General features: G+C 31.8%; 14 protein-coding genes. 13 read left to right on the forward strand and 1 reads right to left on the reverse strand.

Annotated features, from left to right (window positions below; genetic code table 11):
- The first annotated feature begins 23 nt into the window (after positions 1–23).
- The 12 genes from V8G69_RS09550 (at position 24) to V8G69_RS09605 (ending at position 12,144) form a co-directional block, all read left to right on the forward strand.
- Positions 24–956 carry an MlaD family protein gene (locus V8G69_RS09550; protein WP_394881631.1) on the forward strand — a complete coding sequence of 311 codons (933 nt, stop codon included), beginning with the start codon at positions 24–26 and terminating at the stop codon, positions 954–956.
- Positions 957–962: 6 nt separating this feature from the next.
- Positions 963–2,264: a 4Fe-4S dicluster domain-containing protein gene (locus V8G69_RS09555; protein ID WP_394881632.1), complete on the forward strand. Its 1,302-nt coding sequence runs from the start codon at positions 963–965 to the stop codon at positions 2,262–2,264.
- Between the two features lie 111 nt (positions 2,265–2,375).
- On the forward strand, positions 2,376–3,167 hold the full coding sequence (locus V8G69_RS09560; protein WP_394881633.1) for a (Fe-S)-binding protein: 792 nt from the start codon (positions 2,376–2,378) through the stop codon (positions 3,165–3,167).
- Between the two features lie 12 nt (positions 3,168–3,179).
- On the forward strand, positions 3,180–3,809 hold the full coding sequence (locus tag V8G69_RS09565) for a hypothetical protein (protein ID WP_394881635.1): 630 nt from the start codon (positions 3,180–3,182) through the stop codon (positions 3,807–3,809).
- 1 nt (position 3,810) lies between these two features.
- Positions 3,811–4,296: an ABC transporter ATPase gene (locus tag V8G69_RS09570; protein WP_394881637.1), complete on the forward strand. Its 486-nt coding sequence runs from the start codon at positions 3,811–3,813 to the stop codon at positions 4,294–4,296.
- Positions 4,297–4,374: 78 nt separating this feature from the next.
- Positions 4,375–4,818 carry a thioredoxin family protein gene (locus tag V8G69_RS09575; RefSeq protein ID WP_394881638.1) on the forward strand — a complete coding sequence of 148 codons (444 nt, stop codon included), beginning with the start codon at positions 4,375–4,377 and terminating at the stop codon, positions 4,816–4,818.
- Positions 4,819–4,898: 80 nt separating this feature from the next.
- Positions 4,899–5,798, forward strand: coding sequence for an FAD:protein FMN transferase (locus V8G69_RS09580; protein WP_394881639.1), 900 nt, complete (start codon positions 4,899–4,901; stop codon positions 5,796–5,798).
- A gap of 2 nt (positions 5,799–5,800) precedes the next feature.
- Positions 5,801–6,010, forward strand: a complete 210-nt coding sequence (locus V8G69_RS09585) for a DUF4266 domain-containing protein (RefSeq protein ID WP_394881640.1) — start codon at positions 5,801–5,803, stop codon at positions 6,008–6,010.
- Positions 6,011–6,035: 25 nt separating this feature from the next.
- A complete protein-coding gene (locus V8G69_RS09590; RefSeq protein ID WP_394881641.1) occupies positions 6,036–7,475 on the forward strand; it encodes a DUF3570 domain-containing protein in 1,440 nt (479 codons plus the stop codon).
- 123 nt (positions 7,476–7,598) lie between these two features.
- Positions 7,599–10,517, forward strand: coding sequence for a glycoside hydrolase family 3 N-terminal domain-containing protein (locus V8G69_RS09595; protein WP_394881642.1), 2,919 nt, complete (start codon positions 7,599–7,601; stop codon positions 10,515–10,517).
- A gap of 52 nt (positions 10,518–10,569) precedes the next feature.
- Positions 10,570–11,706 carry an N-acetyl-alpha-D-glucosaminyl L-malate synthase BshA gene (bshA, locus tag V8G69_RS09600; RefSeq protein WP_394881643.1) on the forward strand — a complete coding sequence of 379 codons (1,137 nt, stop codon included), beginning with the start codon at positions 10,570–10,572 and terminating at the stop codon, positions 11,704–11,706.
- A 126-nt stretch (positions 11,707–11,832) separates the two neighbouring features.
- Positions 11,833–12,144 (forward strand): hypothetical protein, encoded by a 312-nt coding sequence (locus tag V8G69_RS09605; protein WP_394881645.1) that lies wholly within the window; start codon positions 11,833–11,835, stop codon positions 12,142–12,144.
- Between the two features lie 186 nt (positions 12,145–12,330).
- Here V8G69_RS09605 and V8G69_RS09610 read toward each other — a convergent pair whose 3' ends face one another.
- Positions 12,331–13,671: a spondin domain-containing protein gene (locus V8G69_RS09610; protein WP_394881646.1), complete on the reverse strand. Its 1,341-nt coding sequence runs from the start codon at positions 13,669–13,671 to the stop codon at positions 12,331–12,333.
- 121 nt (positions 13,672–13,792) lie between these two features.
- Here V8G69_RS09610 and V8G69_RS09615 point away from each other — a divergent pair, with 121 nt between their 5' ends.
- Positions 13,793–14,503, forward strand: a complete 711-nt coding sequence (locus tag V8G69_RS09615) for a response regulator transcription factor (protein WP_394881647.1) — start codon at positions 13,793–13,795, stop codon at positions 14,501–14,503.

A 14,503-nucleotide genomic window follows, 5' to 3' on the forward strand; every position in this document is an offset into this window, starting at 1 on the left:
TTTCACTAAAAAAAAACAAAGCTTTGAAGATATCTAAAGAAGTTAAAACTGCCGTTCTTGTATTATTGGGAATCATCCTTTTTATTTTTGGTTATAATTATTTGAAAGGGATAAATTTGTTTGAACCAGATAATATATACTACACAGAGTTCGATTATAATGCATTAAACAGTTCTTCAGTAGTTACTGTTAAAGGTAATACCGTTGGGAAAGTCCAAGATATTATTTATGATTATAAAACAGGAAAAACAAGAATTGCATTTTCTGTAAGTGAACAGTTAAAATTCTCTAAAAACAGTACTATTCGTTTATATGAAACAGGTTTAATGGGTGGTAATGCTATTTCCATTGTTTTGGCTTATGATGATGACATTGCAAAACCAGGTGATGTTTTAAAATCTGAAGTAGAAGTAGGTCTTATTAGAAGTCTTTCAAAAAACTTTTCTGGGTTAAGTGAAAATTTAGATTCAACTTTAAAATCAACTGATTCGCTTTTAGGTAATATTAATAAAATTGTAATTGATGAATCAGATGCAGGTTTAAAAAAGACCATTAAAGAGCTTAATGCTACATTAACTGCTTATAAAAATTTGGCATATTCTATTAATGGAGTGGTTTCAGAAAATGATAAAAACATTACTACAATTCTTGAGAATTTTAAAACCACAAGTACCGAGTTATCACAAATAACAGCACAATTAAAAGAAGCAAATCTGGGTAATACAGTAGAATCTTTAAACACAACATTAACAAATGTAAATACGCTTCTTTCTAGTTTAAATAATGGTGAAGGTTCTATGGGTAAATTACTTAAAGATGAAGCATTATATAAAAATCTTGAAGGAGCTTCAAAAGAAATTGAAGAGTTGTTAAGAGATATTAAGTTGCATCCAAAACGTTATTTTAGAGTTTTGTCAAAAAAGGAAATTCCTTATTCAGAAGTTGAAACCAAATAAAAAACAATGAATTATTTACCAAATGTTCTTTTTGCAATAGCACTTATTGTTGGCATTGGTTATTTTACATTGAATGTAAAAAAGCTAATCCGAAATATTAAATTAGGTAATGATGTTGATGTAAGCGATAATAAATCCCAACGTTGGAAGAACATGGTTATGATTGCTTTAGGACAAAGTAAAATGGTGCGTCGTCCTGTAGCAGGTTTTTTGCATATTATAGTTTATGTTGGATTTGTAATTATCAACATAGAAGTTTTAGAGATTATTATTGACGGACTGCTCGGTACGCACAGAATTTTTTCTTCTATTGGTTCTTTATACGGAATACTAATCGGTTCTTTTGAAATTTTGGCAGTTCTGGTTTTTGTTTCAGTCATTGTTTTTTGGATTAGAAGAAACGTTATAAGACTAAATCGATTCTGGAAAAGTGAAATGACCAGTTGGCCAAAAAACGATGCCAACAACATTTTATATTTTGAAATGGTTTTAATGACGTTGTTTTTGGTCATGAATGCTACCGATGTTCATTTTCAAGCCATGAATTCAGGAAACATAATCAGTCATTCAATGGCGCCTTTATTTAATGGCTTTTCTGAATCTGGATTACATACTATAGAAAGAACAGCATGGTGGTTTCATATTATTGGCATTTTAGTGTTCTTAAATTATCTATATTTTTCAAAACATTTGCATATTCTTTTAGCTTTTCCAAACACGTTTTATGCTAGTTTAAAGCCTAAAGGACAATTTAATAATCTTGAAGCTGTAACCAAAGAAGTGAAGATGATGATGGATCCAAATATTGACCCATTTGCAGCACCAGCTGAAGGCGCAGAAATGCCAGCAAAATTTGGTGCCAGCGATGTGCAGGACTTAAACTGGGTTCAGTTATTAAATGCTTACACGTGTACAGAATGCGGACGATGTACAAGTGAATGTCCTGCAAATCTAACAGGTAAAAAATTATCGCCTCGAAAGATTATGATGGATACCAGAGACCGTTTAGAAGAAGTAGGAAAAAATATTGACACAAATAAAGGAACCTTTGTTGAAGATGGCAAACAGTTGTTGGACAACTATATTACAAGAGAAGAAATTTGGGCTTGCACCTCATGTAATGCCTGTGTTGAAGCTTGTCCTGTAAGTATAAATCCACTGTCAATCATTTTAGATATGCGACGTTTTCTTGTAATGGAACAATCAGCCGCACCGGTAGAATTAAATAATATGATGACCAACATAGAGAATAACGGTGCACCATGGCCATACAATCAAATGGATAGATTAAACTGGAAAAACGAATAAAATAACAATGGCGTTACCACAAGGGTCGGGCTTTTCGCTATATCTTTTGCCTTGGCAAAAGGATGCCGCTACAATCCCTAACGCATATAAAAACAATGTAAACCTAAAGAAATGAGCGAATTACTTAATGTGCCAACCATGGCCGACTTTATGGCTCAAGGCAAACAACCCGAAGTATTGTTTTGGGTTGGTTGTGCAGGAAGTTTTGACGATAGAGCAAAAAAAATAACCAAAGCTTTTGTAAAACTTTTAAATAAAGCTCAAGTAGAATTTGCTGTTTTAGGAACAGAAGAAAGCTGTACTGGTGATCCGGCTAAAAGAGCTGGAAACGAATTTTTATTTCAAATGCAGGCTGTTACTAATATAGAAGTGATGAATGCATATGAAATCAAAAAAATTGTAACAGCATGCCCACATTGCTTTAATACATTAAAAAATGAGTATCCTCAACTTGGTGGAAATTATGAGGTTATGCATCATACAGAATTTTTAAAGAGTTTATTAAGCGAAGGAAGATTAACTGTTGAAGGTGGAAAATTTAAAGGTAAGCGCATCACATTTCACGATCCTTGCTATTTAGGAAGAGCTAATAATGTTTACGAAGCACCTAGAGATTTAATTTCAAAGTTAGAATCAGAGCTTATTGAAATGAAAAATTGTAAAAAAACAGGTTTATGTTGTGGAGCTGGTGGTGCACAAATGTTTAAAGATGCCGAAAAGGGAGATAAAGAAATTAATGTTGAACGCACAGAACAAGCTTTAGAAATTCAACCAGAAATCATTGCTACAGGTTGTCCTTTTTGTAATACTATGATGACCGATGGTATTAAAGCCAAAGAAAAAGAAGGTCAAGTTACAGTATTGGATATTGCCGAACTTATTGCTAATGCTCAAGATTTATAATTATTGTTTTATATGAATACGAATCACGCTATTTTATTATTCTTTTTTATTTTAAGTATAAATGTGTTTTCTCAATCTAATGAAGAAGCCAAAGAAAATCTTTTAAATACTATTTCTATTGAAACCTGCGATTGCATTGCAAAAAAGAATTTAGACTTTAAATCGCATGATAGTAATAAGCTTCAATTAGAATTTGGTCTTTGTATTTTAGAAGGTTATAGTAACAATAAAGCAGAAGCCGATAAATATCTGAATATATCTTTTGATGATCAGAGATCTTTAGAATTACTTGGAGAGCAGGTAGCAATGAAAATGTTTACTAATTGTCCAGATTATATTTTAGCTTTGACTCAAGATACTCAAACTGATGAATATTTACCAGACAGCAATAATTTTGTTATTACTGGTAAAATAAGTGGCATTGAGAAAAATCAATTTAATATCATCGAATTTAAAGACGATACCAATCGAGTACATAAGCTGCTTTGGTTAGAATATTTTGATGGAGAACATTTACTTCATTCTGATTCCGACTTCAAAAACCTAAACCTAGAAGTTACATATTACGAATCAGAAATGTTTGATCCAGTGATTATGGAATACAGAAATTTTAAAGTTATAACTAAACTTTCAGCTATATAAAATGTTAGTAGATTTTAACACCTTACCAGACGAATCAAGAGTTTGGATTTACCAAGCCAATCGTTCATTTACTGACCAAGAGATTGAAGAAATTCAATCTAGATTAACTGAATTCATCCAAAATTGGACAGCTCATGGTGGTGATTTAGAATCTGGGTATTGTATTAAATATAAGCGTTTTATAATTATTGGTTTAAATCAGGAATTAAACCATGCAACAGGTTGTTCTATAGATGCTTCTGTGAATTTTATTCAGCAATTGGAGAAAGATTTTTCAGTTGATTTATTAGATAAAATGAACGTGTCTTATAAGCAAGGAGAGTTTGTTGCTTACAAATCTCTTACAGATTTCAGAAAAATGGCAAAAGAAAAAGCCGTATCAAAAAACACCATTGTTTTTAATAATTTGGTTAACAACATAGCTGAATTTAAAGAAAATTGGGAAGTTCCTGCAAGTGAAAGTTGGCACAATAGGTTTTTAAATTAACAATTATTTAATACTTCTTAATACAATAGTTGTTTTCAAGTGGCGTTTCAATCTTGTTTATAAATTAATATCTTATAAATGAAATTTAAGCTTATTATTATTTTAACATTATTGATGTCTTGTCATGTTTTTTCTCAAGAATGGCAAACAAATTTTGAGAAGGCTAAAGAATTAGCTTCTAAAAACAATCATAATATAATTTTAGTTTTTCAAGGTTCAGATTGGTGTGGACCTTGTATTAAACTTGATAAAGAGGTTTGGAGTACTTCTGAGTTTCAAGACCTTTCAAAGAATCATTTTATTATGTTGAAAGCTGATTTTCCAAGGAAAAAAGCCAACAAATTATCGGATGAAATGACTGCCCAAAATGCTAAACTAGCCGAAATGTATAATAACCAAGGGTTTTTTCCATTAGTCGTTGTTTTAGATAAAAAGGGTAAAGTTCTAGGAAAAACTGGTTATGAAAAGTTAAGTCCTAATGCTTATTTTAAAAAGCTGACCTCATTTGAAACCACACTTTGAAAAACAGTTTCATAGTAATATTATTTTTATTTAGCACGCTTTCATTTTCTCAAACGGTTTACACAAAAACCTTAAAGCTTATGGGTAGTCGATTTGATATTTCTGTAGTAGCAGAAAGTCAGGTTGAAGCCGATGGTTATATCGATATAGCTGTAAACGAAATTTCAAGAATTGAAAAACTAATTTCTTCTTGGGATCCATTATCCCAAACGTCATCTATAAATAACAATTCAGGAATAAAGCCTGTTGTGGTCGATTTAGAACTTTTTAATTTAATACAAAGAGCCATAAAAATTTCAAAATTAACAGAAGGCGCTTTTGATATCAGTTATGCTTCTATGGATAAGGTTTGGAAATTTGATGGAAGTATGAAAGAGATGCCTAGTGAAGATGCTATAAGAAATTCGGTTTCTAAGGTAGGCTATCAAAATATAATTTTAGATGAAGCTAATCATTCTGTTTTTTTAGGATTAAAAGGAATGAAGATTGGTTTTGGTGGAATAGGCAAAGGATATGCTGCCGATAAAGCCAAAGCATTACTTCAACAAAAAGGTGTAAAAGCGGGCATTATTAATGCCTCGGGCGATTTAAATACTTGGGGAAAACAACCGGATGGTAAAGATTGGATGGTAGCAATTGTGAATCCTATAAATAAAGAGAAGGTTTTTTCATGGTTACCTGTAAGTAATAGTGCAGTAGTTACGTCTGGTAATTATGAAAAATATGTAAAGCTTAATGATGTGTTATATACACATATTATCGACCCAAGAACAGGATATCCAAGTACAGGGATTTTGAGCGCATCTATATTTACAGCAAACGCAGAATTGGCAGATGCTTTGGCCACTTCGCTTTTTGTTATGGGTGTTGATGTTGGTTTGGATTTTATTAATCAATTAAAAGGTGTTGAGTGCATTATTGTCGATAAGGATAATAAAGTTCATACATCAAAAAATATAAATTTAAAACAGTTGAATTAATTATGAAGAAACTGATTATAGTAGTTTTTGCAGCTATTTCTTTCACATCTTGCATGGCCGTAAAGGAATATGACAAAGTAAATCTGAATGATCCTGATATGGCATTGGTAAGAAAAAAATCTGATAGATTTGAAACCAATTTTCAGGTGTATAGAGAAGGAGCATCAGGGGCTAATGGAGGAAAATCTGGTGGTGGTTGTGGATGTAATTAATCAATATAAATTGTTACGATTTCAAATGAAAACAATATTTAAAGTATTCCTGTTATTTTTGATGTTTACATCATATACTTTTGCACAAGAAAATAAACCCGAAACTTATAAAAAAAGAGTTTTAGAAACTGCTGAAGTAGATTTTCTAACCAGTTATTATACTCAAGATGGTAATAATGCATCTGTTACTGGAGGAATAGGTGATGAGCATTTAACCGATTTTACACCAACAGTAGTTGTTAGTGTACCATTAAATGATGATGATGTATTAACAGTTGATGCAGGATTTTCTGCTTATTCTTCTGCTTCATCAAGTAATTTAAATCCATTTAATTTTGGTGGAGAAGGAGAAAACAATTCTCAATCTGTACCTTCTAATATTACAGGAAGTCCATGGTTAGCTTCATCTGGCGCCTCTAAGTCTGATATTTGGGCAAACTTAAATGCAGATTATTCACATAGCTCTGATGATAGAAATACCATTTGGAATGCAGATGTTTCTTTTGCAAGCGAGTTTGATTATACTTCTATTGGATTTGGTGGAGGTTTAACTAAATTGTTTAACGACAAAAACACAACACTTGGTTTAAGTACTAAAATATATTTAGATACTTGGAAGCCAAGATATCCTATTGAATTGGATTGGTATTCAGCAGTAAACGGAAATTTAAATGCCGGACTTTTACGTAATGTTCCAATTTTAGATGAATTAGGTAATGCAATTGATAGGTCTGGAAATTCCACTCCTGTTTGGAACCCAAATAATTATGAAGGAATTACGGATAAATCAAGGAATTCATATTCCATCTCATTTAGTTTTTCACAGATATTAAGTAAAAATGCTCAATTCTCCTTGTTTTTTGATGTAGTAAAACAACAAGGTTGGTTGTCAAATCCTATGCAACGTGTTTATTTTTCAGATGTTGCTAATTACTATATCGGGAACGCCAATAGTATTCCAAATTATACATCGCGTTCAAATAAAGACGTATTTCAGTTAGCTGATGATATTGAGCGTATGCCTAGTAGTCGTTTGAAGTTTCCAATTGGAATGACTTTTAATTATTATTTAAATGAAACTTTTGTTTTAAGAGCTTATTACAGGTATTATACAGATGATTGGGGAATTAAATCGCATACAGCTAGTATAGAATTGCCAATTAAAATCAGTTCAAAATTCACATTATATCCATCTTACAGATATTATAATCAAACGGCTGCAGATTATTTTGCTCCATATGAGCAAAATCTGTCCACAAGCGATTATTACACCTCTGATTATGATTTATCTAAATTCAATGCTAATCAATATGGTTTTGGAGTTGGTTATACAGATATTTTTACAAAATGGCATATCTGGAAATTGGGCCTAAAAAGTATCGATTTAAAGTATAATAATTATAAAAGGAATACAGGATTAAAAGCAAATATTATTTCTGCAGGATTTAATTTTACTATGGATTAGGTGTTTACAACCATATTATAAATCTATCATAAAGTCTTTTATTGTTCCTGCTAAAAGTAGTATTTTGGCACAGTTTTATATGTTAACTCTTGTTAGCAAAATAACAATGATTAATACATACCTATGCCTTATTTCAAACATTCTATATTTTTATTTTTTATTGTCAATCTTACATTCTCTCAAAACTCAAAAGATCCTTTATTAGGTTTAAATGAGAAAGCGCAAGAAGTGTGGGTTGATAGTCTTTATAATACATTAACACTTAAGGAAAAAGTTGGACAGTTATATACGGTTCAGGTGTATTCTAATCAGGATGAAAAGGCAAAAAATACTCTAGTTGAATTAATTAAAGATTACAATATTGGAGGTGTTATTTTTTCAAAAGGAGATCCAGTTAGCCAAGCAAAATTGGATAATGAATTGCAAAGCCTATCAAAAATTCCTTTGTTGGTAAGTATGGATGCAGAATGGGGTTTAAGTATGCGACTAGACTCCACATTTACGTTTCCTTGGAATATGACGTTAGGTGCTGTAAAAAACAATAAACTTATAGAGCAAACAGGGAGACAAATTGGTGAGCATTGCAAACGTTTAGGTGTACATTTAAATTTTGCTCCTGTTGTTGATATTAACACAAATCCTAAAAATCCTATTATTGGAAATCGCTCATTTGGTGAAGATAAAAACAATGTAACAGAGAAAGCTTTGGCTTTTATGAAAGGGATGCAAAGTGCTGGTGTTTTGGCAAATGCTAAGCATTTTCCGGGCCATGGAGACACAGAAACCGATTCGCATAAAACATTACCGACGATAGATTTTGATTCAAAACGAATTGATTCTGTTGAAATGTATCCTTATAAAAAACTAATTAAAGAAGGGCTTTCAAGCATAATGGTTGCTCATTTAAATGTGCCGAGTTTAGAAACCAGAAATGATTATCCATCATCGTTATCGAATCATATTGTTACCGATATTTTAAAGGATTCATTAGGGTTTAAAGGTCTTATTATTTCAGATGCCTTAACCATGAAAGGAGCCGCAAATTTTGACGAATCTGGGCAAATTGATTTAGCCGCTTTTTTAGCGGGTAATGACATTCTATTGATGTCTGAAGATCCAAAAATTGGAATTACAAAAATTATGGATGCTTACTATGAAGGTACCATTAGTGAAGAACGTTTGAAATATTCAGTAAAGAAAATTTTGAAAGCAAAATTCAAAGTAGGATTAAATCATTATAAACCTATTGAATTGAATCATTTAGTAGAAGATTTAAATAGAATAAAGGATGATGTTCTATATGAAGACATTATAGAAGATGCGTTAACGATTGTAAAAAACAAGTCAAATTTATTGCCTTTAAAACGGTTGGAAACTAAAACCATAGCTTATATAAAAATGGGGGATGATAATGGTTCAGTGTTTTTTGATGAATTAAAAAAGTACACTAAGGTTCATGAAGTTAAAGCTGATAAATTGGATGAATTATTAACTTTATTAAAGCCATACAATACAGTTATTATTGGATTTCATAGGTCAAATCAAAGTCCTTGGAAAGGTTATGAATTTTCAGATCAAGAATTGGTTTGGTTATATGAAATTGCAAGAACCCATACTATTATTTTAGATATTTTTGTAAAACCTTATGTGCTTTCAGATTTGAAAACTATTGAAAACATTGAAAGCATAGTTGTTAGTTATCAAAACAGTAAAATAGCCCAACAAAAGTCAGCGCAATTAATTTTTGGAGCAATACCTTCAAAAGGTAGTTTACCAGTTTCTGTTGGAGAATTTTTTAAAGTTGGTGATGGGATTTTTAACAATTCTATAAAGAGATTAAGTTATACAATACCTGAGCGTGTTGGAATGAGTTCTAAAAAATTAGAGAAAATAGACTCTGTAGCTCAATACGCAATAGATAATAAAATGACACCAGGTATTCAATTATTAATAGCCAGAAAAGGAAAGGTAATTTATAATAAAAATTTTGGTAAGCATACTTATGAAGGAAAAGAGCCTGTAACATCAAATGATATTTATGATGTTGCTTCTTTAACAAAAATATTAGGAACCCTACCCTTACTAATGGAATTAGAGGAACAAGGCATAGTATCTTTAAACAGTAAATTATCAGAGTTGTTACCAGAATATAAAAATTCAAATAAAAAAGATATTACTATAAAGCAAATGATGTCTCATTATGCCAGATTATCTCCTTGGATTCCATTCTATAAAGCGACTCTTGATTCTATTACCAAAAAACCAAGCGAAAAATATTATAGAAGCGAACTTATTGGAAAGTTTAATGTTCAGGTAGCTAATGATTTATATTTAAGGTCTGATTATCAAGATACTATACAAAAAATTATTAGAGACAGTAAATTGTTAAACAGGTTGCAATATAAGTATAGTGATTTGCCTTATTTCATTTTAAAGAAATTTATTGAAACTCATTACGACAAACCTTTGGATGAATTAGTGCAAGATCATTTTTATGAATCTTTAGGAGCAAATTTAACTATGTATAATCCGTATCATAAAATAAGTAATAAAAATATTGTGCCTACTGAAATTGATGATTATTTCAGATATCAAGAAATACATGGTTATGTCCATGATATGGGAGCCGCTATGCTAAATGGAGTTGGTGGTCATGCAGGTATATTTAGTAATGCCAATGATGTTGCCAAAATTATGCAGATGTATTTACAAAAAGGTTTTTATGGTGGAAAACGTTATTTAAAACCAGAAACTATTGATAAATTTAATACCTGTTATTATTGCAATAGAGATGTAAGAAGAGGAATTGGTTTTGATAAACCACAATTAGGTAAAGATGGTCCAACTTGTGGATGTGTTTCCCTGACCAGTTTTGGGCACTCAGGTTTTACTGGAACGTATGCATGGGCTGACCCAGAACAGGAAATTGTTTATGTGTTTTTGGCTAATAGAACGTATCCTAAAGCAGATCAAAATTTATTGCTTAAAGAAGGTATTAGAACAGAAATTCAACGTTTAATTTATGAAGCGATTGAAGATTAAAAAGTAATTAGTTTAAAATTTATAGTATTTTACAATATCAAAATTAAAAATTATGAAAATAGGAATTGTTTGTTATCCAACATTTGGTGGTAGTGGAGTAGTTGCCACAGAATTGGGTTTAGAACTTTCAAAGCGTGGACATGAAATTCATTTTATAACTTATAATCAGCCGGTTAGATTAGAATTATTAAGTAATAATGTGCATTATCATGAGGTAACAGTTCCAGAATATCCATTATTTCATTATCAACCCTATGAATTAGCTCTGTCAAGCAAATTAGTGGATATGGTAAAACTTCATAGAATTGAAATATTGCACGTTCATTATGCCATTCCTCATGCTTACGCAGCTTATATGGCAAAGAAAATGTTACAAGAAGAAGGCATTTATGTGCCAATTGTAACAACGCTCCATGGAACAGATATCACTTTAGTTGGTAGCCATCCTTTTTACAAACCAGCAGTAACATTTAGCATTAATAAGTCTGATGCTGTTACAGCAGTTTCTCAAAGTTTAAAAGATGATACGTTGCGTTTATTCGATATAAAAAATGATATATATGTAGTTCCAAATTTTATAGATCTAGATAAATATAGCAATCAGTTTTCTGGATGCAATCGTGTAATGATGGCTAAAGATGAAGAGCGCATAATTACTCATATAAGTAATTTAAGACCAGTAAAACGGGTAAAAGACGTTATTTCTGTTTTTTATAATATTCAAAAAGAAATACCTGCAAAATTAATGCTGGTTGGAGAAGGGCCAGAACGTGAGAATATTGAATTACAATGCCAAAAGTTAGGGATATTAGATAAGGTCATTTTCTTTGGAAAAAGTAACGAAATAGATAAAATACTTTGTTATAGTGACTTGTTTTTGTTGCCTTCTGAAACAGAGAGTTTCGGATTGGCAGCTTTAGAAGCCATGGCATCAAGTGTTGCAGTTATTTCGAGCAATACAGGAGGAATTCCTGAAGTTAATATTCATGGGGTCTCTGGATTTTTAAGCAATGTTGGAGACGTTGAAGACATGACAAAAAATGCTCTTTACATTTTAAAGGATAAAAATCGTCTTGAAACTTTTAAAGAAAATGCGCGAAAAGAGTCTCTAAAGTTTGATCTCCATCAAATTGTGCCTCAATACGAAGCTATTTATGAAGATACTTTATCTAAATGCTTAGTGCTATAATTTTTTATCAGGATTTATTTTAAATGTTAATTATATAATATATAATTATAAACATGTAATAAAGTGTAATTTTTTATGGTGTATATTTATTATTAGTTAATAACTAATAATTTAAATAATAACAACATGAAAAAAACAACCTTTTATTTACTAATAGTAATGTTATTAAGTGTATTGCCCAATACAGTTATGGCATCTGAGAAAAGCCCTGCACCAATAGATAAACCAATAACTGAAATTCCTGCTGAGATTAAAACAATGCTAAATAGGTTAGATGAAATTAAAGAAATGGATAAATCCAATTTAAAATCTTCAGAACGTAGAGAACTTAGGAAAGAAGTAAGAGAAATTAAAAAAGAAATAAAAGCAAAAGGCGGAGGCTTATATATATCTGCGGGTGCCATAATCATTATTTTGTTAATTCTATTGATTTTATAATTTATTTAAATAATTGATTATCATAAATTTAGACTAAATAATTAAGCATATTTAATACACATATAAAAAAACCATTCCTTTTTTAACGGAATGGTTTTTTATGTATAATAGTTAACGGTTTCTAATGTCTAAAAGTTTCTTTTGCTTTTTTTGAACCAAAGGGGAAGGACCATTTGTAAATATCTATTAATCATCTGTAGGCCGCTCCAAAGTTACTTTTATAATTTGTGGTAAAGTGGTATATCCATTTGGATTTGCCACCTCCATAATGGGATTGGACTCTTCCACTGGAGTTCCTCCAAATGCAGCCTGATTTACTCCAGCACCTGGAAATTCGTTCACGCCAGTACCGTCGTCAAACAGTCCAATGGTTGAAGAAATATCTCCAACGCGCAAGGCGTTCACATCTTGGCCTTTTGTGGCAAAAAACCAATCGTTTGACAAACCATACATTGTGGCAATGGCTATTTTACTGCCTCCCGTAACCCATAGTTCCTGTGACACTTTACTTCCAGGATTCCCGTCTATTCTTGGAAGTAGCGGCCCGCCATTTGCATCTAATATATAGACATCCTGCACTTCGGGTTTTTCCATTAGGTTGGCTGCTAGAATTGAGGCATCTCCGAATTGAGCTATGTTTTTTAATCCATTGTCCCAATCGTATTCGCCAACTTTGTAGAATGGATTAGAGTCACCTTTGTAAACAACTACCAATATTGGGGATAATGGCGTAAATATGCCAGTTTCACTTTGGATGTATTCATTCATAACAGTAATATTACCAGCCTCAGCAATATTAGTCAAGCCCTCGGTAGTCCAATCTTGGTAAATAGGTTCCGGCATTAATAAATTGCCACCTGGTGCGTAAGATATGGTCCAAACACCTGGACTGAAAGGGGTTGGGTTACTTGTGTTGTTAGAATCGTTCATAATGGTAATGGTAAATGTGGAATCGTCATTGTAAGTTAACCATACCTTCATCATATCAGAAGCAGCCGGATAGGTATTACCGTAATCGTCCATTCCATTTACCTCTGAGATTTGTTTTACAGGATCCTCAAGAGTTCCAGGATGCATTACATCCATACCCGGTACTTGATTTTCTCTGGTACCGTTATCCCAAAGTTTGACTTCCCAAGAAACATCGCCTTCAATAGGCATACCGTCGTCGTCGTACAACTTGATACCGGGGTTTTCTGGAGCGAAAAAAAGATCGTTGCTCCATCCATACATAGTGGCAAAACTTAAATATTGGCCTTTTCCTGCAGAAAAATTAAATGATATTTCTTGACCAGGGAAAATTACTGGAGGTGTGCCTGCTCCTTGAAATGTACCTGATTCAACCAATGGTTTTGCATCTAATACATTTTCAATTGTTATTGTTTGAGAATGAACCTTAGCTGACTTTAGTGATAAAGTACTCGAGGCTGATAGATTTACCTCTTCTTGTTGATCTTGTTGACAAGCACTCAAAATTGAGATGGCAGCAACTAAAATGGAAAATTTACTTAAAATTGTGATTTTCATAGTTTCTTGTATTTTTAATTTATACAAATGAAAATATGTGGTATCACAAAGAAGTTCTAGAATTATAACAAAAGTATCACAACACTAAAAAAATCAAATTTATTTAGCAAATTTGTAATATATGGAAAGTAATACAGTACTAATAATTGAAGACGATACACATATTGTGGAATTGTTGACCATACACCTACAAGACTTGGACTGCAAGATTATTTCAGCACATGATGGCAAGCAGGGATTGGAGCTAGCTATGAACGGGCAATACGATCTTATTATATTAGATCTCATGTTGCCTAAACTTAATGGTATTGAAATTTGTAGAAGGATTAGGCAGAATAATTTCCATACACCCATATTAATGCTCACGGCAAAATCTGAGGAAATAGATAAAGTGCTTGGGTTGGAAACTGGTGCTGATGATTATATAACCAAACCGTTTAGTATAAGAGAGTTCATTGCAAGAGTTAAGGTTATTTTCCGTAGAAAGGAAAATAATGCCCATTTGAAAGATAATTTGTCTACATCTTCTATCATTAGTTTTGGGAATTTACTGGTAGATATCGATAAACGTAAAGTAATGGTAAATGATTCCAGAATTGAACTTTCTCCTATGGAATTTGATTTGTTGGTTTTATTGATTTCAAACCCTGGCAAAAGTTTTAGTCGTAAAAGATTGTTAAAGCTTGTGTGGGGTTATGATTTTGAAGGGTATGAGCACACGGTAAATAGCCACATAAACCGATTGCGTGGTAAAATTGAAGAAGATGCTTCAAATCCAAAATATATTTTAACTACATGGGGCGTTGGTTATAGGTTTAATGAAGAATTATAA

The sequence above is a fragment of the Gaetbulibacter sp. M235 genome (assembly GCF_043876835.1).
Lineage (GTDB): Bacteria > Bacteroidota > Bacteroidia > Flavobacteriales > Flavobacteriaceae > Yeosuana.

Bases quoted from the DNA above. Each gene is read 5' to 3' on its own strand.
- V8G69_RS09555 (WP_394881632.1), top strand. From the start codon at position 963: ATGAATTATTTACCAAATGTTCTTTTTGCAATAGCACTTATTGTTGGC.
- V8G69_RS09560 (WP_394881633.1), top strand. From the start codon at position 2,376: ATGAGCGAATTACTTAATGTGCCAACCATGGCCGACTTTATGGCTCAA.
- V8G69_RS09565 (WP_394881635.1), top strand. From the start codon at position 3,180: ATGAATACGAATCACGCTATTTTATTATTCTTTTTTATTTTAAGTATA.
- V8G69_RS09570 (WP_394881637.1), top strand. From the start codon at position 3,811: ATGTTAGTAGATTTTAACACCTTACCAGACGAATCAAGAGTTTGGATT.
- V8G69_RS09575 (WP_394881638.1), top strand. From the start codon at position 4,375: ATGAAATTTAAGCTTATTATTATTTTAACATTATTGATGTCTTGTCAT.
- V8G69_RS09580 (WP_394881639.1), top strand. From the start codon at position 4,899: ATGGGTAGTCGATTTGATATTTCTGTAGTAGCAGAAAGTCAGGTTGAA.
- V8G69_RS09585 (WP_394881640.1), top strand. From the start codon at position 5,801: ATGAAGAAACTGATTATAGTAGTTTTTGCAGCTATTTCTTTCACATCT.
- V8G69_RS09590 (WP_394881641.1), top strand. From the start codon at position 6,036: ATGAAAACAATATTTAAAGTATTCCTGTTATTTTTGATGTTTACATCA.
- V8G69_RS09595 (WP_394881642.1), top strand. From the start codon at position 7,599: ATGCCTTATTTCAAACATTCTATATTTTTATTTTTTATTGTCAATCTT.
- bshA (WP_394881643.1), top strand. From the start codon at position 10,570: ATGAAAATAGGAATTGTTTGTTATCCAACATTTGGTGGTAGTGGAGTA.
- V8G69_RS09605 (WP_394881645.1), top strand. From the start codon at position 11,833: ATGAAAAAAACAACCTTTTATTTACTAATAGTAATGTTATTAAGTGTA.
- V8G69_RS09610 (WP_394881646.1), bottom strand. From the start codon at position 13,671: ATGAAAATCACAATTTTAAGTAAATTTTCCATTTTAGTTGCTGCCATC.
- V8G69_RS09615 (WP_394881647.1), top strand. From the start codon at position 13,793: ATGGAAAGTAATACAGTACTAATAATTGAAGACGATACACATATTGTG.